Source organism: Pseudomonas sp. LBUM1660 (genome assembly GCF_059695935.1).
In genome coordinates, this window is record NZ_CP166795.1 from 4,063,740 (window position 1) to 4,089,847 (window position 26,108).

Annotated in this window: 21 protein-coding genes and 2 pseudogenes; 13 read left to right on the plus strand and 10 right to left on the minus strand. The window is 59.7% G+C overall.

The features are described from left to right. Positions 1-19: 19 nt before the first annotated feature. Entirely contained in the window at positions 20-1,249 is a 1,230-nt protein-coding gene (locus tag ACA068_RS19025; RefSeq protein ID WP_095053146.1) for an acyl-CoA dehydrogenase, read from the minus strand. Positions 1,250-1,402: 153 nt separating this feature from the next. Between ACA068_RS19025 and ACA068_RS19030 the strand changes: the two genes are divergently transcribed. The 3 genes from ACA068_RS19030 to ACA068_RS19040 all read left to right on the plus strand — a co-directional run bounded on the left by ACA068_RS19030 (position 1,403) and on the right by ACA068_RS19040 (position 3,871). Next, the gene (locus tag ACA068_RS19030) at positions 1,403-2,332 is read left to right on the plus strand and encodes a LysR family transcriptional regulator (RefSeq protein WP_497303944.1); all 930 of its coding nucleotides are present in this window, start codon (positions 1,403-1,405) and stop codon (positions 2,330-2,332) included. 179 nt (positions 2,333-2,511) lie between these two features. Continuing rightward, the gene (locus ACA068_RS19035) at positions 2,512-2,913 is read left to right on the plus strand and encodes a MerR family transcriptional regulator (protein ID WP_219097073.1); all 402 of its coding nucleotides are present in this window, start codon (positions 2,512-2,514) and stop codon (positions 2,911-2,913) included. 58 nt (positions 2,914-2,971) lie between these two features. Further along, positions 2,972-3,871 carry a hydroxymethylglutaryl-CoA lyase gene (locus tag ACA068_RS19040; protein ID WP_497303946.1) on the plus strand — a complete coding sequence of 300 codons (900 nt, stop codon included), beginning with the start codon at positions 2,972-2,974 and terminating at the stop codon, positions 3,869-3,871. A gap of 671 nt (positions 3,872-4,542) precedes the next feature. On the opposite strand, the gene ACA068_RS19045 is transcribed toward ACA068_RS19040, so the two are convergent. Further along, a complete protein-coding gene (locus tag ACA068_RS19045; RefSeq protein ID WP_497303948.1) occupies positions 4,543-6,240 on the minus strand; it encodes an AMP-binding protein in 1,698 nt (565 codons plus the stop codon). A 294-nt stretch (positions 6,241-6,534) separates the two neighbouring features. On the opposite strand from ACA068_RS19045, the gene ACA068_RS19050 reads away from it, so the two are divergent. The 4 genes from ACA068_RS19050 (at position 6,535) to ACA068_RS19065 (ending at position 12,214) form a co-directional block, all read left to right on the plus strand. Further along, the gene (locus ACA068_RS19050; RefSeq protein WP_219097078.1) at positions 6,535-7,698 is read left to right on the plus strand and encodes an isovaleryl-CoA dehydrogenase; all 1,164 of its coding nucleotides are present in this window, start codon (positions 6,535-6,537) and stop codon (positions 7,696-7,698) included. A 12-nt stretch (positions 7,699-7,710) separates the two neighbouring features. Continuing rightward, positions 7,711-9,318: a carboxyl transferase domain-containing protein gene (locus ACA068_RS19055; RefSeq protein WP_219097080.1), complete on the plus strand. Its 1,608-nt coding sequence runs from the start codon at positions 7,711-7,713 to the stop codon at positions 9,316-9,318. A gap of 125 nt (positions 9,319-9,443) precedes the next feature. After that, complete coding sequence (locus ACA068_RS19060) at positions 9,444-10,259, plus strand: gamma-carboxygeranoyl-CoA hydratase (protein WP_497303950.1); 816 nt, start codon at positions 9,444-9,446, stop codon at positions 10,257-10,259. Continuing rightward, positions 10,259-12,214: an acetyl/propionyl/methylcrotonyl-CoA carboxylase subunit alpha gene (locus ACA068_RS19065; RefSeq protein ID WP_497303952.1), complete on the plus strand. Its 1,956-nt coding sequence runs from the start codon at positions 10,259-10,261 to the stop codon at positions 12,212-12,214. Before ACA068_RS19060 ends, ACA068_RS19065 begins: the two co-directional genes overlap by 1 nt. 39 nt (positions 12,215-12,253) lie before the next feature. Here ACA068_RS19065 and ACA068_RS19070 read toward each other — a convergent pair whose 3' ends face one another. Beyond that, entirely contained in the window at positions 12,254-12,901 is a 648-nt protein-coding gene (locus ACA068_RS19070) for a LexA family protein (RefSeq protein ID WP_497303954.1), read from the minus strand. A 129-nt stretch (positions 12,902-13,030) separates the two neighbouring features. Between ACA068_RS19070 and ACA068_RS19075 the strand changes: the two genes are divergently transcribed. Next, a complete protein-coding gene (locus ACA068_RS19075; protein ID WP_497303956.1) occupies positions 13,031-13,369 on the plus strand; it encodes a DUF6124 family protein in 339 nt (112 codons plus the stop codon). A 481-nt stretch (positions 13,370-13,850) separates the two neighbouring features. Next, positions 13,851-15,002: a M14 family metallopeptidase gene (locus tag ACA068_RS19080; protein ID WP_497303958.1), complete on the plus strand. Its 1,152-nt coding sequence runs from the start codon at positions 13,851-13,853 to the stop codon at positions 15,000-15,002. A 42-nt stretch (positions 15,003-15,044) separates the two neighbouring features. On the opposite strand, the gene ACA068_RS19085 is transcribed toward ACA068_RS19080, so the two are convergent. The 5 genes from ACA068_RS19085 to ACA068_RS19105 form a co-directional block, all read right to left on the minus strand. Next, complete coding sequence (locus ACA068_RS19085; RefSeq protein WP_403104677.1) at positions 15,045-15,590, minus strand: cytochrome b; 546 nt, start codon at positions 15,588-15,590, stop codon at positions 15,045-15,047. Next, positions 15,587-16,687 (minus strand): catalase family peroxidase, encoded by a 1,101-nt coding sequence (locus ACA068_RS19090; protein ID WP_497303960.1) that lies wholly within the window; start codon positions 16,685-16,687, stop codon positions 15,587-15,589. The genes ACA068_RS19085 and ACA068_RS19090 overlap by 4 nt, the downstream gene beginning before the upstream one ends. A gap of 121 nt (positions 16,688-16,808) precedes the next feature. After that, entirely contained in the window at positions 16,809-17,573 is a 765-nt protein-coding gene (locus ACA068_RS19095; RefSeq protein ID WP_497303962.1) for an enoyl-CoA hydratase-related protein, read from the minus strand. 51 nt (positions 17,574-17,624) lie between these two features. Next, positions 17,625-18,950 carry an FNR domain-containing protein gene (locus ACA068_RS19100; RefSeq protein ID WP_497303964.1) on the minus strand — a complete coding sequence of 442 codons (1,326 nt, stop codon included), beginning with the start codon at positions 18,948-18,950 and terminating at the stop codon, positions 17,625-17,627. Further along, a complete protein-coding gene (locus ACA068_RS19105; protein ID WP_497303965.1) occupies positions 18,947-20,554 on the minus strand; it encodes an amino acid adenylation domain-containing protein in 1,608 nt (535 codons plus the stop codon). Before ACA068_RS19105 ends, ACA068_RS19100 begins: the two co-directional genes overlap by 4 nt. A gap of 267 nt (positions 20,555-20,821) precedes the next feature. Here ACA068_RS19105 and ACA068_RS19110 point away from each other — a divergent pair, with 267 nt between their 5' ends. After that, a complete protein-coding gene (locus ACA068_RS19110) occupies positions 20,822-21,328 on the plus strand; it encodes an RNA polymerase sigma factor (protein ID WP_497303967.1) in 507 nt (168 codons plus the stop codon). Next, entirely contained in the window at positions 21,325-22,077 is a 753-nt protein-coding gene (locus ACA068_RS19115; RefSeq protein ID WP_497303969.1) for an anti-sigma factor family protein, read from the plus strand. Before ACA068_RS19110 ends, ACA068_RS19115 begins: the two co-directional genes overlap by 4 nt. A gap of 135 nt (positions 22,078-22,212) precedes the next feature. Here ACA068_RS19115 and ACA068_RS19120 read toward each other — a convergent pair. Next, positions 22,213-22,911 (minus strand): annotated as a pseudogene (locus tag ACA068_RS19120) (IclR family transcriptional regulator); the annotation flags it as partial. Between ACA068_RS19120 and ACA068_RS19125 the strand changes: the two are divergent. Both ACA068_RS19125 and ACA068_RS19130 read left to right on the plus strand, forming a co-directional pair. Continuing rightward, positions 22,910-23,632: pseudogene (locus tag ACA068_RS19125) on the plus strand (ABC transporter substrate-binding protein); the annotation flags it as partial. The pseudogenes ACA068_RS19120 and ACA068_RS19125 overlap by 2 nt on opposite strands. Before the next feature lie 290 nt (positions 23,633-23,922). Then, a complete protein-coding gene (locus ACA068_RS19130; RefSeq protein WP_497303971.1) occupies positions 23,923-25,239 on the plus strand; it encodes a leucine-rich repeat-containing protein kinase family protein in 1,317 nt (438 codons plus the stop codon). A 135-nt stretch (positions 25,240-25,374) separates the two neighbouring features. On the opposite strand, the gene ACA068_RS19135 is transcribed toward ACA068_RS19130, so the two are convergent. Then, a complete protein-coding gene (locus tag ACA068_RS19135; RefSeq protein WP_497303973.1) occupies positions 25,375-26,082 on the minus strand; it encodes a YebC/PmpR family DNA-binding transcriptional regulator in 708 nt (235 codons plus the stop codon). Positions 26,083-26,108 lie beyond the last annotated feature (26 nt).

Sequence of the window (26,108 nt, forward strand, 5' to 3'; positions counted from 1 at the left end):
GAAGAACGATGACGCAGTCTTACTGCCCGCTACGCATCATCTCTTTCGGCACGTACTTGCCGATCTCGAATTTGCCGATCGCCGCGCGGTGCACTTCGTCCGGGCCGTCGGCCAGGCGCAGGGTGCGTTGCATGGCATACATGTAGGCCAGCGGGAAATCGTTGGAAACCCCTGCTCCGCCATGGATCTGGATGGCCCGGTCGATCACCCGCAAGGCCACGTTCGGCGCGACGACTTTGATCTGCGCAATCTCGCTCTTCGCCACCTTGTTACCGACGGTGTCCATCATGTACGCCGCTTTCAACGTCAGCAGGCGTGCCATGTCGATTTCCATCCGCGAGTCGGCGATCTTGTCGATGTTGCCGCCCAAACGTGCCAGCGGTTTACCGAATGCGGTACGGTTGACCGCACGTTTGCACATCAACTCAAGCGCACGCTCGGCCATGCCGATCGAGCGCATGCAGTGGTGAATCCGGCCCGGGCCAAGGCGACCTTGAGCGATTTCGAAGCCGCGTCCTTCGCCCAGCAGGACGTTTTCATACGGCACGCGAACGTTTTCAAACAGCACTTCGGCGTGGCCGTGAGGCGCGTCGTCGTAGCCGAACACCGGCAGAGGACGAACGATCTTCACGCCCGGGGCATCCACCGGCACCAGGATCATCGAGTGCTGGGCGTGGCGTGGCGCGTCCGGATTGCTCAGGCCCATGAAGATCAGGATCTTGCAGCGTGGATCGCAGGCGCCTGAGGTCCACCACTTTTTGCCGTTGATCACCCACTCGTCGCCGTCACGCACAGCGCGGGCAGCCATGTTGGTGGCATCGGACGAGGCCACGTCCGGTTCGGTCATGGCGAACGCCGAGCGGATTTCGCCACGCAGCAGCGGTTCGAGCCAGCGTTGCTTCTGTTCTTCGTTGGCGTAACGCACCAGCACTTCCATGTTGCCAGTGTCTGGCGCGGAGCAGTTGAAGGGCTCAGGGCCGAGCAGGGAGCGGCCCATGATTTCCGCCAATGGCGCGTATTCGAGGTTGGTCAGGCCGGCACCGAGCTCGGACTCAGGCAGAAACAAATTCCACAACCCTTCAGCCTTGGCCTTGAGTTTGAGCTCTTCCATGATTGCGGTCGGCTGCCAGCGATCACCTTCGGCAACCTGACGCTCGAACACGGCTTCGGCGGGATAAACGTAGGTGTCCATGAACGCTGTCACGCGCTCACGCAGTTCCTGAACCTTGGGCGAATAAGCGAAATCCATGAGCAGTTACCTTCTTGGGCAGAGGTTGTTTAGGTCATGCAATCGATGCTAGAACAGCGTTGATAATTTACCTAGCCTATTCTCAGCGTGTATTAACATTCATCACCGATATATGATCGGCTGATTGAGAACCAACAATAAGAGTGCAGCGCAATGAATCTGAGCAAGGTCGACCTCAACCTTTTCATCGTCTTCGACGCGATCTACACCGAAGCCAACCTGACCCGTGCCGGGCAGATTGTCGGCATTACTCAGCCAGCCGTCTCAAACGCTCTGGCCCGCCTGCGCGAGACCTTCAACGACCCGTTGTTCGTGCGCACCGCGCAAGGCATGGTGCCGACGCCGATGGCGCAAAACATCATCGGGCCGGTGCGTAACGCCCTCTCCCTGCTGCGAGTGTCGGTGCAGGAAAGCCGAATCTTCAACCCGTTGCAGGCGGTCAAGACCTACCGCATCAGCATGACCGACCTGACCGAAGCGGTGATCCTGCCGCCTCTGTTCCAGCGTCTGCGTCGCCTGGCACCGACGGTAATCATCGAAAGTTTTCTGTCCAAGCGCCGCGAGACCACCAAGGAACTGGCAGCCGGGCGTCTGGATTTTGCGGTGGATGCGCCGCTTAACACCGACCCGCAGGTGCGTCACGTCAAGTTGATGGAAGACCGTTACGTCTGTGCCATGCGTAAGGGCCATCCGCTGGCGGGCAAGGAGAAATTCACCCTCGAGGATTATCTATCGCTGACCCATATCCATATCTCCAGCCGCCGCAGCGGCCTGGGTCATGTCGACCTGGCCCTGGGGAAAATGGGCATCCAGCGCAAGATCGCCCTGCGCTCCCAGCATTATTTGATGGCGTCCCAGGTCTTGCAGCAGACCGACATGGTCATGACCGTGCCGGAGCGCTTTGCCCGTCGTCATGACTTGTACTCGGTGAACTTGCCGGTCAATGACGTGCCGCCGGTGGAAACTCACCTCTACTGGCACGAAAGCACCGACCAGGACCCGGCCAACCGCTGGATGCGCGAACAGATGATCGAGTTGTGCCAGCAAGTGACGGCGCATGAGAAGAAGCTCGATAAGGTGTAAGACTTGTTACCGCGTTATCGTTCATCGCGAGCAGGCTCGCTCCCACAGGGATCTGCGCCGTACTGTAGGAGCGAGGCTTGCCCGCGAAGAGGCCAGTGATACCAATGAAGATCCATGCCCCTTGACGTAAACGTCAACCTGCCATTAGCTTAGCGCCATGACCTTTTTCGAGCGCTTCCATGAGCAGCCAGACCTATAGCATTTCCGACCTCGCCCGCGAGCTCGATATCACCACGCGGGCCATTCGCTTTTATGAAGAGCAAGGCCTGCTCAGCCCTGAGCGTCGTGGCCAGGAGCGCGTGTATACGCCCCGTGACAAGGTGAGCCTGAAGCTGATCCTGCGGGGCAAGCGCATTGGCTTCTCGCTGGCCGAGTGCCGCGAGCTGATCGAACTCTACGACCCCACCGGCGGCAATCAGAAACAGCTGCAAACCATGTTGAACAAGATCGCCGAGCGTCGCGAACAGCTGGAGCAACAGATGCTCGACATCGAGCAGATGAAGCTCGAACTGGACACGGCGCAGGAGCGCTGCACCCAAGCGCTGGAACAGACGATCAAGAGCCAGGAAGTGGTTCAGTAGGTCAACACGCCCCATAGGGTTTTCTCAGCCTTCAGACAATCAGCACAGGTCGATTCCCATGTCCCTACCCTCTCATGTACGCCTGGTCGAAGTCGGTCCCCGCGACGGTCTGCAAAACGAAGCCCAACCCATTAGCGTTGCCGACAAGGTGCAACTGGTCGACGCGCTGACCGCTGCGGGCCTCGGCTATATAGAAGTCGGCAGTTTCGTTTCGCCCAAGTGGGTGCCGCAAATGGCCGGCTCCGCCGACGTCTTTGCGCAGATCCAGCGGAAACCGGGCGTGACCTATGGCGCACTCGCCCCCAACCTGCGCGGGTTTGAGGATGCAATCGCGGCCGGGGTCAAGGAAGTCGCGGTGTTCGCCGCGGCCTCTGAAGCGTTTTCCCAACGCAACATCAATTGCTCGATCAGCGAAAGCCTGGCGCGTTTCGTGCCGATCATGGATGCCGCCAAACAACACGGTGTCAGCGTGCGCGGTTACGTGTCCTGCGTGTTGGGTTGCCCTTACGAAGGTCACGTCGCCCCCGAACAAGTCGCCCGGGTCGCCCGCGAGCTCTACGCCATGGGCTGCTATGAAGTCTCTCTGGGCGACACCATCGGCACCGGCACCGCCGGCGCGACCCGCAAGATGTTCGACGTGGTTTCGGCCGATGTGCCGCGTGAAAAACTGGCCGGGCACTTCCACGACACCTATGGCCAGGCCATGGCCAACATCTACGCCAGCCTGCTGGAGGGTATCGCGGTGTTCGACAGCTCCATCGCTGGCCTCGGCGGCTGCCCTTACGCCAAGGGCGCCAGCGGTAACGTCGCCACCGAAGATGTGGTTTACCTGCTCAACGGCCTGGGTATAGAGACCGGCATTGATCTGGACGCGCTGATTTTGGCCGGCCAGCAGATTTGCTCCGTGCTGGGGCGACCGACCGGTTCGCGCGTGGCCAAGGCTCGCAGCGCACAGTGAGGCGTGCGGGTGTTACCGCTGTGCCTGAAACGTGGGGCACATGCGAGTAACACGGAAACAAATTGTCTGGTTTTGCCTGAACGGAAAATTCGAAAAAAAACACAACATATTGATTTATAACGATTTTTTAAAGTTGGCACGGCTCCTGCTATCTCTACTGCATAACAAGAACAAAAAAAGCGGCAAACCTAATAAAAATAAGACGTAACGACTCTGACATAACAAAAACAACACGGCAGAGACGCAGCTAACAGATTTTTTTGGAGAGGATGTGCTTTTCAGGGTGCTTTTCGGAGCAACCCGCAACCGGGCAGAGAACAATAAAACTACCTTCAGGTAGCTCCCGAACTGGTTGGATCGCTCAGCGAAAATGCAGATCAGCGCTCAAAAAAATACGTTTGCTCTTGATCCCGGATGGGGATCGACAAAAACAGCGGTAAAGGGTCACGGTCACTAAAAACAACAACAGACCGCCCCTCAATAATAAAAAATGAGCACGCGCAACGAAAATTAAAGGGGAGCTTCGGCTCCCCTTTGTGCTTTCTGCGATCCAGGTTTTCTCCACCGCCCCTGTGGGAGCCAGCCTGCTGGCGATCGCGGTGGTTCAGACAAATGAATGTTACAGACACTCCGCTATCGCCAGCAGGCTGGCCCCCACAAGGGAGAATTTGTCAGGCCTGCTTTTCGCGCAACTCCTCGATACTGATCTCGCGCATCCGGAATTTCTGGATCTTGCCGGTCACGGTCATTGGAAACTCTTCCACGAACTTGAAGTAACGCGGCGTCTTGAAGTGCGCGATGCGTTCCTTGCACCAGGTCTGCAGTTCTTGTTCGGTGGTGCTGTGGCCCGGGTGGAATTTGATCCAGGCGACAATCTCTTCGCCATAGCGCGAACACGGGATGCCGATGACTTGCACGTCCGCCACCGCCGGATGGGTAAAAAAGAACTCTTCCAGCTCACGCGGGTAAATGTTCTCACCGCCGCGGATGATCATGTCCTTGTTGCGCCCGGCAATGCACACGTAACCCTCGTCGTTCATGCTCGCCAGGTCGCCGGTGTGCATCCAGCCCGCCTGATCGATGGCTTCTGCGGTGCCTTGCGGGTTGTTCCAGTAAGCGAGCATCACGCTGTAACCGCGGGTGCAGAGTTCGCCAATGGTGCCGCGCGGCACGAGGTTGCCGGCCTCGTCGATGATCTTGCTTTCCAGTTGCGGCTGAGTCCGGCCGACGGTGGTGACGCGCAATTCCAGTTCGTCCGACGGACCGGTCTGCAACGACACCGGGCTGGTTTCCGTCATGCCGTAGGCAATCTGCACTTCACTCATGTGCATCTCGCTGATGACCCGGCGCATGACCTCGATCGGACAGGTCGCCCCGGCCATGATCCCGGTGCGAAGGCTCGACAGATCGAACTCGGCGCGTTTGGGTTGATCGAGCATGGCAATGAACATGGTGGGCACGCCGTAGAGTGCGGTAGCTTTTTCTTCGGCAACCGTGGTCAGGGTCAAGAGCGGATCGAACGCATCGTTGGGGTAAATCATGGTGCTGCCGTGGGTGATGCAGCCGAGGTTGCCCATGACCATGCCGAAGCAGTGATACAACGGCACGGGGATCACCAGGCGGTCATTGGCCGTCAGCCCGAGGCTTTCGCCGACCATGTATCCGTTGTTGAGAATGTTGTAGTGACTGAGGGTCGCGCCTTTCGGGAAGCCAGTGGTGCCGGAGGTGTACTGGATGTTCACCGCCTGATCAAAATGCAGACTGTCCTGGCGTTCACGCAATTGTTCGGCGGACACGCTGGCGGCGAGATCGCCCAGTTGCGACCACGGCAGGAAGCCCGATGGGGGTTGTGCATCCAGACTGATGACGCCGCGCAAGTCTGGCAGGCGTTCGCTCTGCAGCTTTCCGATGGTTTGCTCCGCCAGTTCAGGCATCAGGCCTTGCAGCATCCCGTGATAATCGGAGGTCTTGAACGCACCGGCGCAGACCAGCCATTGGCAGCCGGATTGCTTCAACACGTATTCGAGTTCGGAGCTGCGGTAGGCCGGGTTGATGTTGACCAGGATCACACCGATTTTTGCGCTGGCAAACTGGCTGATGCACCACTGCGCGCAATTCGGTGCCCAGATACCGAGGCGGTCACCGGCCTGCAAGCCGAGCGCCAACAGGGCTCTGGCGTGCAGGTCGACGGCGTCGGCGAGTTGCTGCCAGGTGTAGCGCAACCGCTGATGGCGCACGACCAGCGCCTCCCCGGCCGGGTATTGCGCGACCGTATTGTCGAAAGCCTGACCGATGGTCATCGCCAGCAAGGCTTTGTCCTGGGAACCACGGGTATAGCTGCGCTGCGGGCTTGCACTGGGTTGATCCATGACGACCCCTATTGTCTTTATTTGCGGGTTGGCGACCCAACCTTTAGGAGCGAAGCTTGCTCGCGAAGAGGCCAGTACATTCAACACTGATGTCGACTGATCTGACGCTTTCGCGAGCAAGCTTCGCTCCTACAGGATATGCCGCTATTCGATCTTGAACTGGCCCTACTCTCGCTCAAGTTGACGTTAACGTAAAGGGTGATTGACAGCCATTCGTCACAGGCTTACGTTAACGTAAAGGTGAGAGCCGAAACACTGCCCTCCCCACCCTACAAAAAAGCCAAAAGGTGACCCATGAGCTACCCATCCCTGAACTTTGCCCTCGGTGAAACCATCGACATGCTGCGCGATCAGGTTCAGTCCTTCGTCGCCAAAGAGATCGCCCCGCGCGCTGCTCAGATCGACATCGACAACCTGTTCCCGGCCGACCTGTGGCGCAAATTCGGCGACATGGGCCTGCTGGGCATTACTGTCGCGGAAGAATACGGCGGTGCTGGCCTGGGCTACCTGGCCCACGTGGTCGCCATGGAAGAAATCAGCCGCGGCTCGGCGTCGGTCGCCCTATCCTACGGCGCGCACTCCAACCTCTGCGTCAACCAGATCAACCGCAACGGCAATCACGAACAGAAAACCAAGTACCTGCCGAAGCTGATCAGCGGCGAACACATCGGTGCCCTGGCCATGAGCGAACCGAATGCCGGTTCCGATGTGGTCTCGATGAAGCTGCGTGCCGACAAACGTGGCGATCACTACGTGCTTAACGGCAGCAAGACTTGGATCACCAACGGTCCCGACGCCAACACCTACGTGATCTACGCCAAGACCGACCTGGAAAAAGGCCCCCACGGCATTACCGCGTTCATCGTCGAACGTGATTCGAAAGGCTTCAGCCGCAGCAACAAATTCGACAAGCTCGGCATGCGCGGTTCCAACACCTGCGAGCTGTTCTTCGACGACGTCGAAGTACCGGAAGAAAACATCCTCGGCGTGCTCAACGGCGGCGTGAAAGTGCTGATGAGCGGTCTCGATTATGAACGCGTCGTGCTGTCCGGCGGCCCGACCGGGATCATGCAGGCCTGCATGGACCTGATCGTTCCCTACATCCACGACCGCAAGCAGTTCGGCCAAAGTATCGGTGAGTTCCAGCTGATCCAGGGCAAAGTCGCCGACATGTACACCCAACTCAACGCCAGCCGCGCTTATCTGTATGCCGTGGCCCAGGCCTGCGAGCGTGGCGAAACCACACGCAAGGACGCCGCCGGCGTGATCCTCTACAGCGCCGAACGCGCCACGCAAATGGCCCTCGACGCGATCCAGATTCTTGGCGGCAACGGCTACATCAACGAATTCCCCGCCGGTCGTCTGCTGCGTGACGCCAAGCTGTACGAAATCGGCGCCGGCACCAGTGAGATCCGTCGCATGCTGATCGGTCGCGAACTGTTCAACGAAACCCGCTAAACGGAGCTGTCCATGGCTATCCTGCATACCCAGCTCAACCCCCGTTCGGCGGAGTTCGCGGCCAACAGCGCGGCGATGCTCAAACAGGTCGACGCGTTGCACACCCTGCTCGCCCAAGTGCAGCAAGGTGGCGGCCCGAAGGCGCAAGAACGCCACACCTCGCGGGGCAAACTGCTGCCGCGTGAGCGGATCAATCGCCTGCTCGATCCAGGCTCACCGTTTTTAGAGATCAGCCAACTGGCGGCCTACGCGGTCTACGGCGAAGACGTTCCGGCGGCTGGCGTGATTGCCGGGATCGGCCGTGTTGAAGGCGTCGAGTGCATGATCGTCGCCAACGACGCCACCGTGAAAGGTGGCTCGTATTACCCGCTGACGGTGAAAAAACACCTGCGTGCCCAGACCATCGCCCAGCAAAACCGCCTGCCGTGCATCTACCTGGTGGACTCTGGCGGCGCCAACTTGCCGCGTCAGGATGAAGTGTTTCCGGACCGCGAGCACTTTGGACGGATCTTTTTCAACCAGGCCAACATGAGCGCCATGGGCATCCCGCAGATTGCGGTGGTGATGGGTTCCTGCACGGCCGGTGGCGCTTATGTGCCAGCGATGGCTGACGAAGCGATCATGGTGCGCCAGCAGGCCACCATTTTCCTCGCCGGCCCACCGCTGGTGAAAGCCGCGACGGGTGAAGTGGTCAGCGCCGAAGACCTCGGCGGGGCCGATGTGCACTGCAAAATTTCCGGTGTCGCCGACCACTACGCAGAGAGCGATGAACACGCCCTGGCCATTGCGCGGCGCAGCGTCGCCAACCTCAATTGGCGCAAGCTCGGCGAACTGCAGCAGCGCACGCCGATCGCCCCGCTCTACGCCAGCGATGAGCTGTACGGCGTGGTCTCGGCCGACGCCAAGCAACCGTTCGATGTGCGCGAGGTGATCTCGCGGCTGGTCGACGGTTCGGTGTTCGACGAATTCAAGGCGCTGTTCGGGACCACGCTGGTGTGCGGCTTCGCGCATCTGCACGGTTACCCGATTGCGATCCTCGCCAACAACGGCATCCTGTTCGCCGAAGCCGCGCAAAAAGGCGCGCACTTTATCGAACTGGCCTGCCAGCGCGGCATTCCATTGCTGTTCCTGCAAAACATCACCGGCTTCATGGTCGGCCAGAAATACGAGGCCGGCGGCATCGCCAAGCACGGCGCGAAACTGGTGACCGCCGTGGCGTGTGCCAAGGTGCCGAAATTCACCGTGATCATCGGCGGCAGTTTTGGCGCCGGCAACTACGGCATGTGCGGGCGCGCCTACGATCCGCGCTTCCTGTGGATGTGGCCGAACGCACGCATCGGCGTGATGGGCGCCGAGCAAGCGGCAGGCGTATTGGTGCAGGTCAAGCGCGAGCAGGCCGAGCGCAGTGGCCAGGGTTTCAGCGCGGAGCAGGAAGCCGAGATCAAACAGCCGATCCTCGATCAATACGAAGAACAGGGCCACCCTTACTACTCCAGCGCACGGCTGTGGGACGACGGCGTCATCGACCCGGCGCAGACCCGCGATGTGCTGGCCCTGGCCTTGTCCGCGTCGCTGAACGCGCCTATCGAACCGAGCCGCTTCGGCGTGTTCCGGATGTGATACGACCCTGTAGGAGCGAGGCTTGCCCGCGAAGGCATCGGCACATCCAGCATCGATGTGACTTACAAACCGCCTTCGCGGGCAAGCCTCGCTCCTACAGAATAGAGCTGTGGAGACGGACAAATATGAGCGACTTCAACACCCTCGAACTGCTGACCGACCCACGAGGTTTCGCGACCCTGTGGCTCAGCCGTGAAGAAAAGAACAACGCGTTCAACGCCGAGATGATCCGCGAACTGATCCTCGCGTTGGACAAAGTGTCGACCGATGCCAGCCTGCGGTTTCTGCTGGTGCGCGGCCGCGGCAAGCATTTCAGCGCCGGTGCAGACCTGGCCTGGATGCAGCAATCGGCCGAACTCGATTACCACACCAACCTCGACGACGCCCGGGAACTGGCGGAATTGATGTACAACCTCGCCAAACTGAAAATCCCGACGCTGGCCGTGGTGCAAGGCGCGGCCTATGGCGGCGCGCTGGGCCTGATCAGTTGCTGCGATATGGCGATTGGCGCCGATGAAGCGCAGTTCTGCCTGTCGGAAGTGCGCATCGGCCTGGCGCCAGCGGTGATCAGTCCGTTCGTGGTGCAAGCCATCGGCGAACGCGCGGCACGCCGTTATGCGCTGACGGCTGAACGATTCGGCGGGCAACGGGCGCGGGAAATCAGCCTGTTGTCGGAGAGTTATCCGGTCGCTGAGCTGGAACAGAACGTGGAGAAGTGGATCGACAACCTGCTACTCAACAGCCCGGCCGCCATGCGCGTCAGCAAGGACTTGCTGCGTGAAGTCGGCAACGGCGCGCTGACCCCGGCGCTGCGCCGTTACACCGAGAATGCCATCGCTCGCATCCGCGTCAGCCCCGAAGGCCAAGAGGGCCTGCGGGCCTTTCTGCAAAAGCGTCCGCCGAGTTGGCAAGCACCGACCACCACCAAGGAGCCGCGTTGATGAGCGCACCTGTGATTACCTCTCTGCTGGTGGCCAACCGTGGCGAAATCGCCTGCCGGGTGATGCGCACCGCCAAGGCGTTGGGCCTGACCACCGTGGCCGTGCACAGCGCCACTGACCGTGACGCCCGGCACAGCCGCGAAGCGGATATCCGCGTCGACCTCGGCGGCAGCAAAGCCGCTGACAGCTATCTGCAAATCGATAAATTGATCGCTGCAGCCAAGGCCAGCGGTGCTCAGGCGATTCACCCCGGTTATGGCTTTTTGTCCGAGAACGCCGGGTTCGCCCGCGCAATTGAAGACGCCGGCCTGATCTTCCTTGGCCCGCCCGCCTCGGCCATTGACGCGATGGGCAGCAAGTCCGCCGCCAAAGCCTTGATGGAAACCGCCGGCGTACCCCTGGTGCCCGGCTACCACGGCGAAGCTCAGGATTTCGACACCTTCCGCGATGCCTGCGAACGCATCGGTTATCCGGTGTTGCTCAAGGCGACAGCGGGCGGTGGTGGCAAAGGCATGAAAGTGGTTGAGGACGTCAGCCAGTTGGCCGAAGCCCTCGCCTCGGCGCAACGTGAAGCGAAATCCTCGTTTGGCGATTCGCGGATGCTGGTGGAGAAATACCTGCTCAAACCACGTCACGTGGAAATCCAGGTGTTCGCCGATCAGCACGGCAACTGCCTGTACCTTAACGAACGTGACTGCTCGATTCAGCGTCGCCACCAGAAAGTCGTCGAAGAGGCGCCCGCTCCCGGCTTGAGCCCGGAATTGCGCCGCGCCATGGGCGAAGCCGCCGTGCGTTCGGCACAGGCCATCGGCTATGTCGGCGCCGGCACCGTGGAGTTTTTGCTGGATTCGCGCGGCGAGTTTTTCTTCATGGAGATGAACACGCGCCTGCAGGTCGAGCACCCGGTCACCGAAGCGATCACTGGCCTCGACCTGGTGGCCTGGCAGATTCGCGTGGCGCGCGGTGAAGCGCTGCCGATGACCCAGGCCGAAGTCCCGCTGATCGGCCATGCGATTGAAGTGCGCCTGTATGCCGAGGACCCGAGCCATGATTTCTTGCCGGCCACCGGGCGCCTGGCGTTGTATCGCGAGTCGGCCGAAGGTCCGGGACGTCGGGTCGATAGCGGTGTGGAGGAAGGCGATGAGATTTCACCGTTCTACGACCCGATGCTCGGCAAGTTGATAGCCTGGGGCGAAGACCGTGAACAAGCGCGGCTGCGGTTGTTGAGCATGCTGGATGAGTTTGCGATCGGCGGGCTCAAGACCAACATCAACTTCCTGCGCCGGATCATCGGCCATCCGGCGTTTGCGTCGGCAGAACTGGATACCGGGTTTATTCCGCGTTATCACGAGCAATTACTGCCAGAGCCTGCGGACCTCAGTGATGATTTCTGGCAAGCCGCCGCTCAGGCGTTTGCCCAGAGCCAGCCGGGTTCTCCGCGCGCAGACGACCTGAGCTCGCCTTGGGCTGTGGGCAATGGTTTGCGTGCTGGACTGCCAAGAGAAATCACCCTTCACCTCAGTTGCGAAGGACAGGACCGGGCGCTGACGTTGGGTAACGTTGATGCCCACACCGCACAGCTCAAGGGCGAGCAGCTGCTGACCGAGCACAACGGCGTGCGCCGCCAGCTCCGGGTCATTCGCCGTGGCGAAGTTGTGTATCTGCAGTGGGAAGGTGAATTACGCCGCATCGAGGCTTACGACCCGATCAGCGCTGTCGAAGCCAGTCACAGCCATCAGGGTGGGCTCACTGCCCCCATGAACGGCAGCATCGTGCGCGTATTGGTCGAGGCTGGGCAAACGGTTGAAGCTGGCGCGCAATTGGTGGTGCTGGAAGCGATGAAGATGGAACACAGCATTCGCGCGCCCCACGCCGGTGTGATCAAGGCCCTGTACTGCCAGGAAGGCGAGATGGTCAGCGAAGGCAGTGCGTTGGTCGAACTGGAAGAAGCGTGAAATGAAGATCGGTCCTACGCATGGCGCGGACCGATCTGATTAGAATTTGGCCGTTGCCTGAACCACCACGCCGAGGATTCGACACTCTTCGGTGAAAAGGGCTTTCGGATATGTCGGATTGAGCGGGACCAGGTAACGCTGCCCGCCCTCTTCGATCAGCTTGCGAAAGATCGCTTCAACACTGTCCGCCCATTGCGCGATCACCAGCTTTCCGGGTTCCGGCACAATGGCAGGGTCCACCAAGATCATCATGCCTTCGGCAACGCTGATTCCGCTGGGTGCAGTCATCGCGTCGCCGACCACCTCGAGCCAGAACGCCGCGCCCTGAGCGTGGTAATCGGTCAGTTCGAAACGCGGCTTGCCGTAGACCGAAAGCTCACCGTCACGCACCTGCGCTGGCTCGCGCCAGTCACTGACCGGGTAACGGAAGTACGGGTTGTACTTTTGCGTCAGGGACATCTCGTCGTCCTGCAGCACTAAGGGCTCCCGAATCACCATCGCCACTTCCAGAAAATCCATCCCGAGCGCCCGCAAGACACGATTCATGTCTTCGATGCTCGGCTGACGGCGTTTATTCAGCCAGTGACCCACGCCGCCCTGGGACATCCCGAGGCGATCGGCGAGTACTTCCTGAGTGATTTTTAGCTCACTCATCTTGGCTTTGACCAACTCAATCCATTTATCCATGGGCGGCACGATACGTGGCGGACTCCGGGCAACAAAACACAAATTGTAGTATTTAAATTCTCGTCACAAATACAGTTCGTACTAGGATTGGTTCACGGATCTGAATCTATCACGGAGCTTGCCATCGCTATGACGTTACCCCGCAATGACCTGTCGGATATGCAAATGGACACCACCCTCACCTCGCCCAAAGGCAACGCCGCCGCGCAAAAAGCTTTGGACTATTACTTGAAACCAACTGTGTCAGAAGCGGTGGTCGAGGAGCGATTTTTTGATGTAAACCCTGCGGTCAGCGGTGAAGAAGCGCTGGTGCATGCGTCGGATCTGTTGCGCTGTGCCGCAGCGACCGCCTACGAGTCGGCAAACAACCTGCACGGCGCAAGTCGGGACCTGGCCTTTTCGACGGTGCATATGATCGACATGGCCAAGGCGATGATTGATCGTTCTTTACAGGGGCAGCGCGTTTGAGTCGGACGCACTTTTGAGGAAGACGGGAAAGAATTTTCCAATCGTGCAGATAAAATCATTTGACTTGCAAACGAGAATGATTATTATTGCATGCATCTGGTCGCGAGATCAGTCGATGGACCAAGAGACCTTAGGTCGGTCTCCTGGACTATCTCCTCATCAGGCTAATCACGGTTTTTGACCCGGCTTTTGCCGGGTCTTTTTTTTGCCAGTTATTCTGGCTTTGGCTTCAGGCTAATGAAGTCTTCAGGTGTTGCGAATTCGATTGGCGCGGATGATATCAAAAGAATATCCATTGGCAAGAAAGCCCGGCAGCATTGGCCCAGACGAATGAAAAATAGCACTTGAGAATCAATCGCACAGTCTCTAAGCTGCGTCTGCGTCAAGGAAGACGCCCCCCTTCTTACCCCGCAATTTCCCCCGGTTTTTCCCTTCCCAGCGTGTAAAGTAGCAGCCATAAAATCATATTCAGGAATCGACTATGACCGTGGCTAAATCCTCTTTCGACATCAGTGCAAATTTCGACAGCGGCAACATCGAAGTGCTGGACATCAGCAATCCACTTCAAGCCCTGCTGGCCATCAAACCAGACACCCGCAGCCCGCATTTCCAATGGTTCCATTTCAAGGCCAGCGGACTGCATGTCGGCCAGGAGCACTGGTTTCGTCTGAACAACGCCAGCAAATCCTCTTACAACAAGGCCTGGGACGGTTATCAGGCGGTGGCGTCCTACGACCACGTCAACTGGTTCCGCGTACCGACCATCTTCGAAGGCGACTGCCTGCGCTTCAGTCTCGAAGCCACCGCCACCCACGCCTGGTTTGCCTACTTCGAACCCTACAGCCGTGGCCGTCACGATTGGTTGATCGAACAGGCGCTGACCAAGGCTGGCACCGAACTGCTCGCCACCGGCAAAAGCGTGGAAGGTCGTGACATCCAGTTATTGCGTAAAGGCACCGGCGCCGAAGGTCAGCGCAAAGTCTGGTTGATTGCCCAGCAACACCCCGGCGAACACATGGCCGAGTGGTTCATGGAAGGTGTAATCGAACGCCTGGAAAAACACGACGACCCGACACTGAACAAATTGCTGACCAGCGCCGACCTGTACCTGGTGCCGAACATGAACCCGGACGGCGCCTTCCACGGTCACCTGCGCACCAACGCTATGGGCCAGGACCTGAATCGCGCCTGGCAGAGCGCCAGCCAGGACATCAGCCCGGAAGTGCTGTTCGTTCAGCAGCAAATGGAAAAGTACGGCGTCGACTTGTTCCTCGACATCCATGGCGATGAAGAAATCCCCTACGTGTTCACCGCCGGTTGCGAAGGCAACCCGGGCTACACGCCGCGCATCGAAAAACTCGAAGAGCATTTCCGCAGTCATCTGAAACACCTGACCAAGGACTTCCAGAGCAAGCACGGCTACACCCGCGACGAACCGGGCAAAGCCAACATGACGCTGGCCTGTAACAGTGTCGGTCAGAAATTCGACTGCCTGTCGCTGACCCTGGAGATGCCCTTCAAGGACAACGACGACGCGCCCAACGCACTGACCGGCTGGTCGGGCAAGCGCTCCAAGCAGTTGGGCAAGGACGTGCTGACGACCGTTGCCGATATGATCGATACCCTGCGCTGATCACCTCGATGGCTGCATGCCCGGCATGCAGCCATGATGCCTTCAGCCGCGATCCTTCCCGCGCAACATGCTGTCCAGCACCTCATCGCGTCGCACCCAGCCGTGAAACAACGCTGCCGCCAGATGCAGCAACACGGTCAGGAACAGCAAGTACGCCAGATACCCGTGAGCCTTGCGCAAAAACGCAAACATCTGCGCATTGGCGGGCAGGATCGATGGCAGCTGGAACGAATTGCTGAGCATCACCGGATCCCCGGCCGCTGAAATCATCGCCCAGCCCAGCAGCGGCAAAACCAGCATCAACACGTACAACAAAACATGCGAAGCCTTCGCCGCCAACACCTGCCAACCGGGCAAATCCGCCGGTAAGGGTGGCTGCTGAGTGGAAAAGCGAACGACCAGGCGCACGATCACCAGCAACAGAATCGCAATGCCCAACGGTTTGTGCAGATGGATCAACCACTCATGCCGCTCGGACACCGAGGCCACCATGCCCGCGCCGATAAACAGCATTGCAATGATCATCAGCGCCATCAGCCAATGCAGCAGCCGCGCCAACGGCGCGAAATGATTCGGTTGAGCACTCATTGATGAGCCTCCTGTTTAGCGTTGGCGGCAGGCAACTGATTGACTTCACTGGTGCGGCGCAGATAGGAACTGGCGTACCCCGCCGAGCGAGCGGCGAGCAACGGGTCGTCGGAACCTTCGATTCCCGCCGGCAAGACGAGCGGGTCGTAGTTGATGTCGCGGCACTCGCCATCGAGTTGCGGTTGCGTGCGTTCAAGCACCAAGGTGCCGGCATTCACCACTTTGCGCCCGTCAGGCCAAGCCTTGCTGGCGTCGTTGACCGGATCACCGGCGTTCGCAAGGGTGAAGTTCAACTGCCAACGCAGCGGCCCGGCGGACAACCGCTGAACCAGGTCTTTTTCAAGGAAGTCAGCCCCTTCAGGCGCCGTGGCACCCGCGGCATCTTTCGCTATCGGTGTCATGCTCCAACGCACCGCTTGGCGCTGACCGGCCGCGTTCACCAGGTAAAACGCGTTGACGCTGTTGTACGTCTCCGTCGCATAGCTGGCCGAAGGCTTGGCCGTCTTGATCCAGGCCAGGAATGGTGCGGCTTCCGGGTGAGCTCCAAAGAACGCCGGAACCGCCGCAGGATTGGGCTTGCCGGTGGCCGGGTCCGGCGATTGTGCTTGCTGCAATTGATAGAACGCGTCAGGCGTGCCCACCGGGAATACCGGCATGCTGTTCATCCCGGTGCGCCATTGCTGGCCGTTCGCCTGAGTGAAACGCAGCGCCATGCTGCGGATTGGCACGCTGCTGTCAGGCGCATAAGGATTGCCCGCAGGCAAGGCAAAACGCCCGACCACTGGGGTCTGCGGCTCGTTGAAGACTTGTGCACTTGAATACGTGCGCGCCTCGCCACTGCTTTCAAAATGTCCGATCACGCACACGCCCTTGGCATGGTTACGGCGAAATCCCGGGTGCACGCCGTTGTTTTTTTCCAGCACATTGATCAACGCTTTCGGCGTCAGGCGTTGTGGGTCGAGTGTTCCGTTGACGTAGGCAAAGGCACCGGCCAGCGCCGCGACGACCACGGCAATGCCGCCGAGGCGAAACGTCAGGCTTGCGGCACTCAGCGGTGGCCGAAGAGGCCCGGTTGGCGGTGTTGAGCGATCAACCATGAAAGACTCCAGGGCCATGGGCCACAGGGGGAAGGAGCTATGAGACGAACGTCACGTAGGATTATTCCCTCTGAACTGTAGTTTCTTTCAAGGCTCGGTGAGCGACGAATGCCCAAATCCGTTATTCCGAGTTAAAACACGCCTCACGCTTATCCAGAAAAGCCTGCATGCCTTCTTTTTGCGCGGGAGTGGCAAACAACCCATGGAACATCCTTCGCTCGTACAGCAGGCCTTCGCGCAACCCAAGCTCCAACGCGCGATCAACTGCTTCGCGTGCAGCCACGGTGGCGGTTTTGGCGAAACCGGCAATGGTGTGCGCCGCAGCCATGGACTCTTCCAGCAGATCGGGAGCGGCCATCACTCTTGACACCAGCCCTGCCCGTTCAGCTTCCCGGGCTGACATCGAGCGGCCCGTCAGGATCATGTCCATGGCTTTGGATTTACCGATCAGACGCGTGAGACGCTGGGTCCCGCCCATTCCAGGCATCACACCCAATCTGATTTCCGGCTGGCCAAATCGCGCGGTATCGGCAGCAAAGATCAAATCGCACATCATGGCTAACTCACACCCGCCGCCAAACGCATAACCGGCGACAGCGGCCAGCTTGGGCGTCCGTAAAGCTGCAAAGGCCTCCCACTCGGCAAAGAAATCCTCGTGGACCATGTCCTGATATGACTTTTCGCTCATCTCCTTGATATCGGCGCCGGCAGCAAAAAAATCCGCGGTTCCGGTGATGACGAAACACCCGACTTTCGGATCCCGGTCCAACCGTTGCAGGTTGTCCAGCAGCTCGCGCATGACCTCGCAACTCAGCGCATTACGGGCGTGCGGACGATTGAGACGAATCAATACGACTCGATCATGACGTTCGATCAGTGTGTACATAGTGACCTCATTGAATAATTTGAATGTTTGAAGGACCAGCGCTCACCCCCCTCAGGAGTCCCAGATAGCGCCATAGGCCGCAATGCCCCGCCCTTCCATTTCCTCGACCACCCGCTGTGTCAGTGCCTGGTTGGAAATGCAGATCACCGCCTCTGCACCGGTAGTTCGAACCGCGTCATAGGCCAGTTGCACCAGGTCGGGCTTGCCGAGCAGATCGGTGTCCCAGATCAGGGCATCGGGCTCGGCCCGCAGGATTTCCTCCACCAGTTCGTTCCCATAGGTTTTTCGTGGACTGCGGGTCGACCAGATCAGATGTATCGGAACCTGTCTGGCCAGCAGATGGGGCAGCACCGGTCCGATACCGCTACCGGTGGCGATGTACACCACCGACTTGAACAGGGTTTCAATGTGAGCAACGCCTGCGGTGGTGATGCCTTTGACCCAGACGTGAGTCGGCAAGTGCTCGATGAAATCACCGGTCCAGTCTCCGGCACGGGAAATAATCAGGCGGAAACCGGTCTCTCCCGGCGTGGGAATATTGGCAAACGAGTGCCATTCCAAAAGCGGATTGAGACTGATGGCATTGGACGAACCTGCAAATGGCGTGACATGCCCGAACCGGGCAATCACTGCATGGGAAGAGGTCCTGACCACTTGCACCGGCACCTTGCGCAACCGCAGCCATGGCAGGGCAATGCTGAACGTCAACCCCATCAGCATCCAGAATGGCACGGACGCTACCAGCACTTCCTGCAACGGCGTTTGCGGGTTCTGATCCCTGGCAAACAGTAGGGTAGATGCCCAGAACAACGCGAGCGCCGTCCAGCCACCAAAGCGGTGCGTTCGCTCGAACCCATTGTGAAAGCGTGAGCGAATCCGCGGATGAGCCATGGTCGCCACCAGCAACAATACCCCCAGCAGCATGCCGTTCACCCAAAGAAGCGCGAGTGAGACCCCACCCTGGTCCTCCATCCAATGCCAACTCAATGAACCGACTAACGCCACGAACCAACCAATGGCCGCCAAGGCTGCGCCACTGTGCAGACCGCCAAAGTGATAAACCTTGGCCAGTGAGCGACGGATTGCCAGCGGCCAACAGGTGGGAGCCCGGGTAGCTATCCAGAACAGCAGATTGATGATGTATTGCTGGCGAATCAAAATGGCTATCGACAGATTCGCCAACACCAGCCCAGCTAACGCTTCCAGGGCAACACCGGAGGATGTCCACCATTGCCCGGCATTCAGCCCGTGCACCAGCGCTGCACCATTGAGTATCAGTACCAACGCCACAAGGCGGTTGTAGTGGCAGAACATTGGCAGCGTTCCAAGTCGTCGCCACAGCGCACGCTTGGCGGGCAAACCGTTGGGGACGCTCATGCGATCACCCTCGGTCCGGCGTTGGCACCAAGCTCGGCCTGGTGCGCCAACGCCAGCTCCAGCAGCAGCCGCTTGTCGACTTTCCCCCGTGAAGTCAGCGGAATAACGTCCAGGGCGATCATCAACGAAGGCACGCAATAGTAGGCAAGCCGCTCCTCGCAGCGACGTCTCGCCGCATCGATGTTCGTGGTCGCAGGGCTGACGAAGGCCACCAGATGGCGATTGTCGAGTTTCAACGTAACCGCCCGCTCGCAGGAGTCGCACGACTCCAGTACTGCTGAAACACTATCGAGCTCAACGCGAAAACCCCGCACCTTGACCTGATCATCGACGCGCCCCAAGTGCTCGAGATCGCCTTGTGCCGTCCAGCGCCCCAGGTCGCGCGTGCGAAACATCATCCGGCCCTGACCGAGAAATGGATCGAGGCGATACCGTTCGGCGGTCAACGAGGCATTGCCCAGATAACCTGCCGTCACACCATCACCGCCGGCCCACATCTCCCCTTGTTCGCCCACCGCACAGGGTTGACCCGATTCATCGAGTACGTACACGGTGTTGTTGGGCGTCGGCTTGCCGATGGTCAGGGCCTCACCAACCCTGTAGCGCTGCATGGTGTTGACTATGGTGGTCTCGGTCGGGCCGCAGGCATTGAAAAAAGTGCAGAACGACGACCAGCGATCGGCCAGGGGTTGTGGGCACGGCTCCCCTGCTACGGCCACTACCTTGACCTGCTGGCAACGCGCCGGGTCGAGGGTGCCGAGAATTGACGGTGTGGTAATCAACACATCACATTGCCCGGCGGTCTGGTCAATGTCCTTGTCACGGATCATCAACGTCGCGCCATGGGCCAGGCAACCCAGCATCTCCCAAGCGGCCATATCGAAGGCGATGTTCAGAATCTGACCGACCTTCATCCCAGGTCTCATGCCGAGGTTGCCGGGCTCCGTCAGCAAAATATTGCAGACATTGCGGTGGGTAACCCGAACCCCGTTGGGTAACCCGGTGGTACCGGAAGTGAATAAAACGAAGCAAAGTTGATCCGGGGTCGATGACAGCGAACCGGCCACGTTCAAATCGTCTGATAGTGTTGACGGCCACCTCATGAACTCATCGAGGCAAATGCAGTGCTGCGCCGATGTCAGGGGAAGCTGTGATTCGAGGCTCGACAGCGTCAGCACCACCTGTGTAGCGCCAACCTCCATGATATGGCGCAGTTGTGGGGTTGGTGTAATCCCCACGTGCTGAGGGATGTAGGCTGCGCCCGCTTTCAACACTGCCAACAGGCCCACCAGCATGGGGATCGAGCGTTCTACAAACAAAGCAACGTGATCGCCTGGTTTTACGCCTTGGCTGATTAACAGCGCAGCCAGCCGATTGGCCTGCCTGTTCAACTCGTTGTAGGTAATGCTTTCACCCAGCCAATGGGCCGCAACAGCTTGAGGGTGGGTCGCGGCTTGCGCTTCAATTGCGTGATGGATCAAGGAATACGTCGGTGTAACCGTCGGCCCATGACCGAATGGCTGCCAACGATCCTGATCAACAGGGGACGCAGGGAACGAGGAATAGACCAACGCCGGTTTCAGGGTGATTGCGCGCTCTTGCATATCAAAAATCTCATCGGGCTCAATGTGAAAGCTCACGTTCGGACGGTTCTGCCGAGCCTGTTAATAAGGCGGGGCTGAATGCCGTTTGCGCTTGCTACGAGGGTTGAGCCGCGACGCTTGATGCCATTACATCGATTACAACTATTAGAGAAATGTCCTACAGAAATTAACCATGGGATTTTCTTTTCCGGCAGAGGGAATAATCTGCAGTAGCCGGCGTCTTCCTTGTCACTGCCGCCCTTCAATGACAGAGACACGCCCTTTTCCATGAACGAAATCGACGAACAGTTGCGTGAAATAATTCCCAGGCTTCGGCGTTTTGCCGTGTCGTTGACACGCAATCCCAGCAGCGCGGACGATCTGGTGCAATCGAGCCTGGAGCGCGCCCTGTCGAGTTGGGGCGACAAACGCCCCGAGGGCGACTTGCGTGCCTGGCTGTTTTCGATTCTTTATCGGCAGTTTCTCGACGCTCATCGACGTTCCCGGCGTTATGCGCGGATGCTCGAATTCTTTACCGGCCGTGACGATGCCCAGCCCTCGGTAGAGCGCACCGTGATTGCCCAATCCACCCTGCAAGCCTTCGACCAGCTCACCACCGAACAGCGCGCGCTGCTGCTCTGGGTGTCGGTGGAAGGTTTGAGTTATAAAGAGGTCGCCGAGATTCTCGACGTCCCGACCGGCACCGTGATGTCGCGCCTGTCCCGCGCCCGTCAGGCCCTGCGCCAACTCAGCGACGGCGAAATCACCAGCCCTTCTCTGCGGATACTCAAATGATCAGCATGCCCCCGAGCGAACGCGACCTGCACGCCTACGTCGATCATCAACTCAATGACGCCGACCGACGCCTGGTCGAGACTTACCTCGCCAGCAACCCTCAAGCCGCCGCGCAGCTGCGCGCCTGGCAGCAGGACGCCCAGCAACTGCGCGCGGCCATGAGCGGTGCGTTGCAGTACACGGCCAACCCGGACCTCGACCCGGCGCTGATTCGCCAGCGGATCAAACGCCAGTCCCGCCGTCATCTGGCCAGCGCCGCGGTGCTCTTGATCGCCGTCAGCGTCGGTGGACTGAGCGGCTGGCAGGCGCGGGAAATGACACTGGTCAGCGCGCCACCGCCGATGACCGATGCCATGCAGGCTTACCGCTTGATCGCCCAGCAAGGCATTCTGCCGGCCGATTACAAGGTCGGCGACGACGGTGACATGCAGGCCTGGCTCGACCGTTATTTCACCCACGCCAATCGTCTGCCGGACCTGACGGATTCGGGTTATAAGCCAGTCAGCGGCCGCTTGCTCAGCACCGAGCAAGGGCCGGCGGCGATGGTGGTTTACGAAGACCAGGGCGGGCACAAGATCAGCTTCTACGTGCGACCACCAGGACCGAAAAACAACCTGCTGCCTCGGGGCAGTCGCAGCGATGGCGAGTTGCAGGCCGAGTATTGGTCCGGCGCCGGCTACAACTATGCGATGGTCAGCCCCGCCGATACGCCGGCGGCGCAGAGGCTCAAACAAACCACCCAGTTCTGACACCACCCCAATCCCCTGTAGAAGCGAGCCTGCTCGCGAATGCGGAGTGTCAGGCACCATCAATATCGACTGACACTCCGCTATCGCGAGCAGGCTCGCTCCCACAAGGGGTCGGCGGTTATTTGGAGAATGTGCTCAACCCTGCCCGAACACCTGCGAAGGCCTTCGCAGCAGCGGATCAAACGGATTGATCCGCGGCCCGATCAGCGCCGCTTCGCGCTTGAGCATCTCCACCACCGTCGGCAAACGATCCGGGCCCAGGCGATCACTCACCGTGGCCACGCTCAACGCGGCCACCGCTCGCCCTTCGCGATCCAGAATCGGCACCGCGACACCGGCCATGCCTTGCAGCACACCGGTGTTGCGCCCGGCATAACCCAGCGTGCGCACATTCTCGACTTCCGAGCGCAGGAACACTTCGTCGTACAGGTGGAAATCCTTGAGCCGCGGCAAGTTGTAATGGATCACCGTATCGCGCTCTTCTTCCGGCAGAAACGCCAGAATCGCCAGACTGCCCTGGCCGACGCCAAGCGCCACCCGCCCACTGATATCGCCGGTAAAGGTGCGGATCGGAAACGGCCCTTCACTGCGGTCCAGGCAGATCGCATCAAACCCGCTGCGCGCCAGTAAAAACAACGAATCCCCCAACGAAGCCGACAGTCGCAGCAACGATGGTCGCACCAGTTCGCGCAGATTCCCGGTTTTACCGGCCCGCGCCGCCAACGCAAAAAAATCCAGGCTCAGGCGATAGCGTTTGCTGCGTGCGTCCTGTTCGACCATGCCTTCGTCCATCAGGCTGCGCAACAAGCGGTGCGTGGTCGGTTGCGACAGGCCACTGGCGCAGATTCCGGCCAAGGGTCGCATCAAGGATCAAGCGGTGGCGGTCAGCCTTGGCGTGACCGGGCTGGCGTACAACACGCGTCTGTTCAAGGAGAAAGGTTGGGCCGCGCCGACCTCGTGGATGGACATGGCCGACCCGCGCTTCAAGGACAAACTGGTGTTCCAGTCGATGGCCTCGTCGACCTTCGGTCTGCATGGCTTCCTGATGTTCAACCGGATTCAGGGTGGCAGCGAAATCGACGTCGATCCGGGGTTCAAGGCCTGGCCGAACACCGTCGGGCGCAACGTGCTGGAATACATTCCGAGCTCGGCGAAGATTTCCGAAATGCTCCAGACCGACGAAGCCGCGCTGTTCCCGCTGACCCCAACCCAAGTCACCGCGCTGAAACTCAAAGGCATGCCGGTGGAATATGCACAGCCCAAGGAAGGCTCCGTGGTGCTCAACGTGGCCGAGTGCGCCATTGCCAACAACACTCAACCGGAACTGGCGCAGAAACTCGCTGCGTTTTTGCTGACGCCTGAAGCTCAGGCCGCCGCACTTGAGGATGGCGACCAGATCCCGTCCAACCCGAATACGCCGACCACCGACAAGACGCGCGGTCAGGTCGAGGCGATGAAGCAGTACCTGACCACCGCGATTGCCATTGACTGGGATCAGGTCAACGAACAGCGCCCGGCGTGGAATGCGCGGTGGAATCGCAGTATCGAGCGATAGATATCGCCGCAATGACACACGCCCTGGTAGTTGCCTTGTGGCGAGGGGGTTTATCCCAGTTCGGCTGAGAAGCAGTCGTGAATCCAGAAATGCGGATTGCCTGGCGCACCGCAACTTCTGATTTTACGACTGCGCTCCCACATCAGATCGAGTCCGCCCAGGCAACCCGGTCAACTGTGGTAGCTAGCCTGCTCGCGAAGGCGGCCTCACAGACCGCACACCTTTCCCGCTATCATGTCGCCCATTTCCAGGGCCTCGCGCCCTCCCCTCGATCAATAGCGAACCCGCCCATGGATACCCTCGCCCAACTGCGCGCCGGTCAACTGACAGGTATCACCCGTTTGGATCTGGCCTGCGATCTGACCGAATTTCCGCGAGAAATCTTCGATCTGGCGGACACGCTGGAAGTGCTCAACCTCAGCGGCAACGCCTTGAGTCGCCTGCCGGATGACCTGCATCGCCTGACCCGTTTGCGCGTGCTGTTTTGCTCGGACAACCGGTTCACCGAACTGCCCGCGTGCCTCGGCCGATGCACTGCGCTGACGATGATCGGTTTCAAGGCCAATGCCATCGAGACGGTACCCGCCGCTGCGTTGCCGCCGTTTCTGCGTTGGCTGATCCTGACCGATAACCGCCTGCGTGAACTGCCCGCAGAGTTGGGTCAACGTCCACACCTGCAAAAACTCATGCTTGCCGGCAATCGCTTGCAGCGCTTGCCCGAAAGTCTGAGCCAATGTCATCGACTCGAGCTGATCCGCATCGCCGCCAATCAACTGACTGAGCTGCCCGAGTGGCTGCTGACCCTGCCAAGCCTGACCTGGCTGGCGTATGCCGGTAACCCGCTGGAAACCGAGGCCGATGCGGCGGCCCTCGATGCCACGGCGAGTATCGCGTGGTCCGAACTGCGCCTGGAGCACCAACTGGGCGAAGGTGCTTCGGGAGTGATTCATCGGGCGGCGTGGGAGCAACCGGGTCAACCGGCCACCCAGGTAGCGGTCAAACTCTACAAAGGCGAAATGACCAGCGATGGGTCACCGCTGCACGAAATGAACGCCTGCATCACCGCCGGTATTCACCCCAATCTGATCCGGGTCGAAGGCCGAGTCGTCGGGCATCCCGAACGGCAGGCCGGGTTGGTGATGCAACTGATCGACCCGAGTTATCGCAACCTGGCCGGGCTGCCGAGCCTTGCGTCCTGTACACGTGACGTCTATGCCGATGGCACTCGTTTCAGTGCGGACGTAGCGCTGCGTATGGCCCGCGGCATCGCCTCGGTGGCCGAGCATTTGCACCGCCAAGGCATCACTCACGGAGATCTCTACGGCCACAACATTTTGTGGAACGAACACGGTGATTGCCTGTTGGGGGACTTTGGCGCGGCGTCTTTCCATGCGACATGCGACAGCCTTGAAAGCCGTGCGCTGCAACGCATTGAGGTGCGAGCGTTCGGGGTTTTGCTGGGGGAGTTGCTGGAGCGGATCGACTCGGGGTTGAGTGATGACGGACGGGGGCGGCTGGAGGCGTTGCAGCAGCGTTGCTGTCAGCCACAGGTGTTGGCGCGACCGGGGTTCAGTGAGATAGGACAGGACTTAGCTGCCTCCAACTGAGTTAAAGGCAAATACAAAACCTGTGGCGAGGGGGCTTGCTCCCGCTGGACGGCGGAGCCGTCCCAAGCGACGGCTGCTGCGCATCCGAGCGGGAGCAAGCTCCCTCGCCACAAAGAAAATCAGAACCGGTTCGGCTTAACCCGCCAAACCCACAAACATATCCTGCACATCATCATGGTTATCGAGGCCTTCCAGGAACGCCTCGACTTCAGCCATCTGCTCATCGCTCAAACCGCTCACCGGGTTTTTCGGCTGATAACCCAACTTGGCCGACAACACGGTAAAACTTTGCTCAGGCAGCGCTTTCTGAACGGCGTCCAGGTCCGCAGGCTCGGTCAGGAACAGGGTGGTGCCCTCTTCATCACCGGGCTCGAAATCCTGGGCTCCGGCTTCGATCGCGGCCATCTCCGGATCGGCGTCCGGGCTGTCCGGGGACGCTTCGATCATGCCGACATGGTTGAAGTCCCACGCCACCGAACCGGAAGCACCCAATTGGCCCTTGCGGAAGGCCACGCGGATTTCCGCGACGGTGCGGTTGATGTTGTCGGTCACGCATTCAACGATCAGCGGCACCTGATGCGGAGCGAAGCCTTCATACGTCACGCGATGGTATTGCACGGTTTCGCCCAACAGGCCCGCGCCTTTCTTGATCGCGCGATCCAGAGTTTCCTTGGGCATCGAGGCTTTCTTGGCCTGCTCGACCACAAGGCGCAGGTGTGCGTTGGTGGCAGTATCGGCACCGTTACGCGCAGCAATGGTGATTTCTTTCACCAGTTTGCCGAAGATCTTGCCCTTGGCGTTAGATGCCGCTTCTTTGTGTTTAACCTTCCACTGTGCGCCCATTACTCACTCTCTTATCTGTGGCGCCG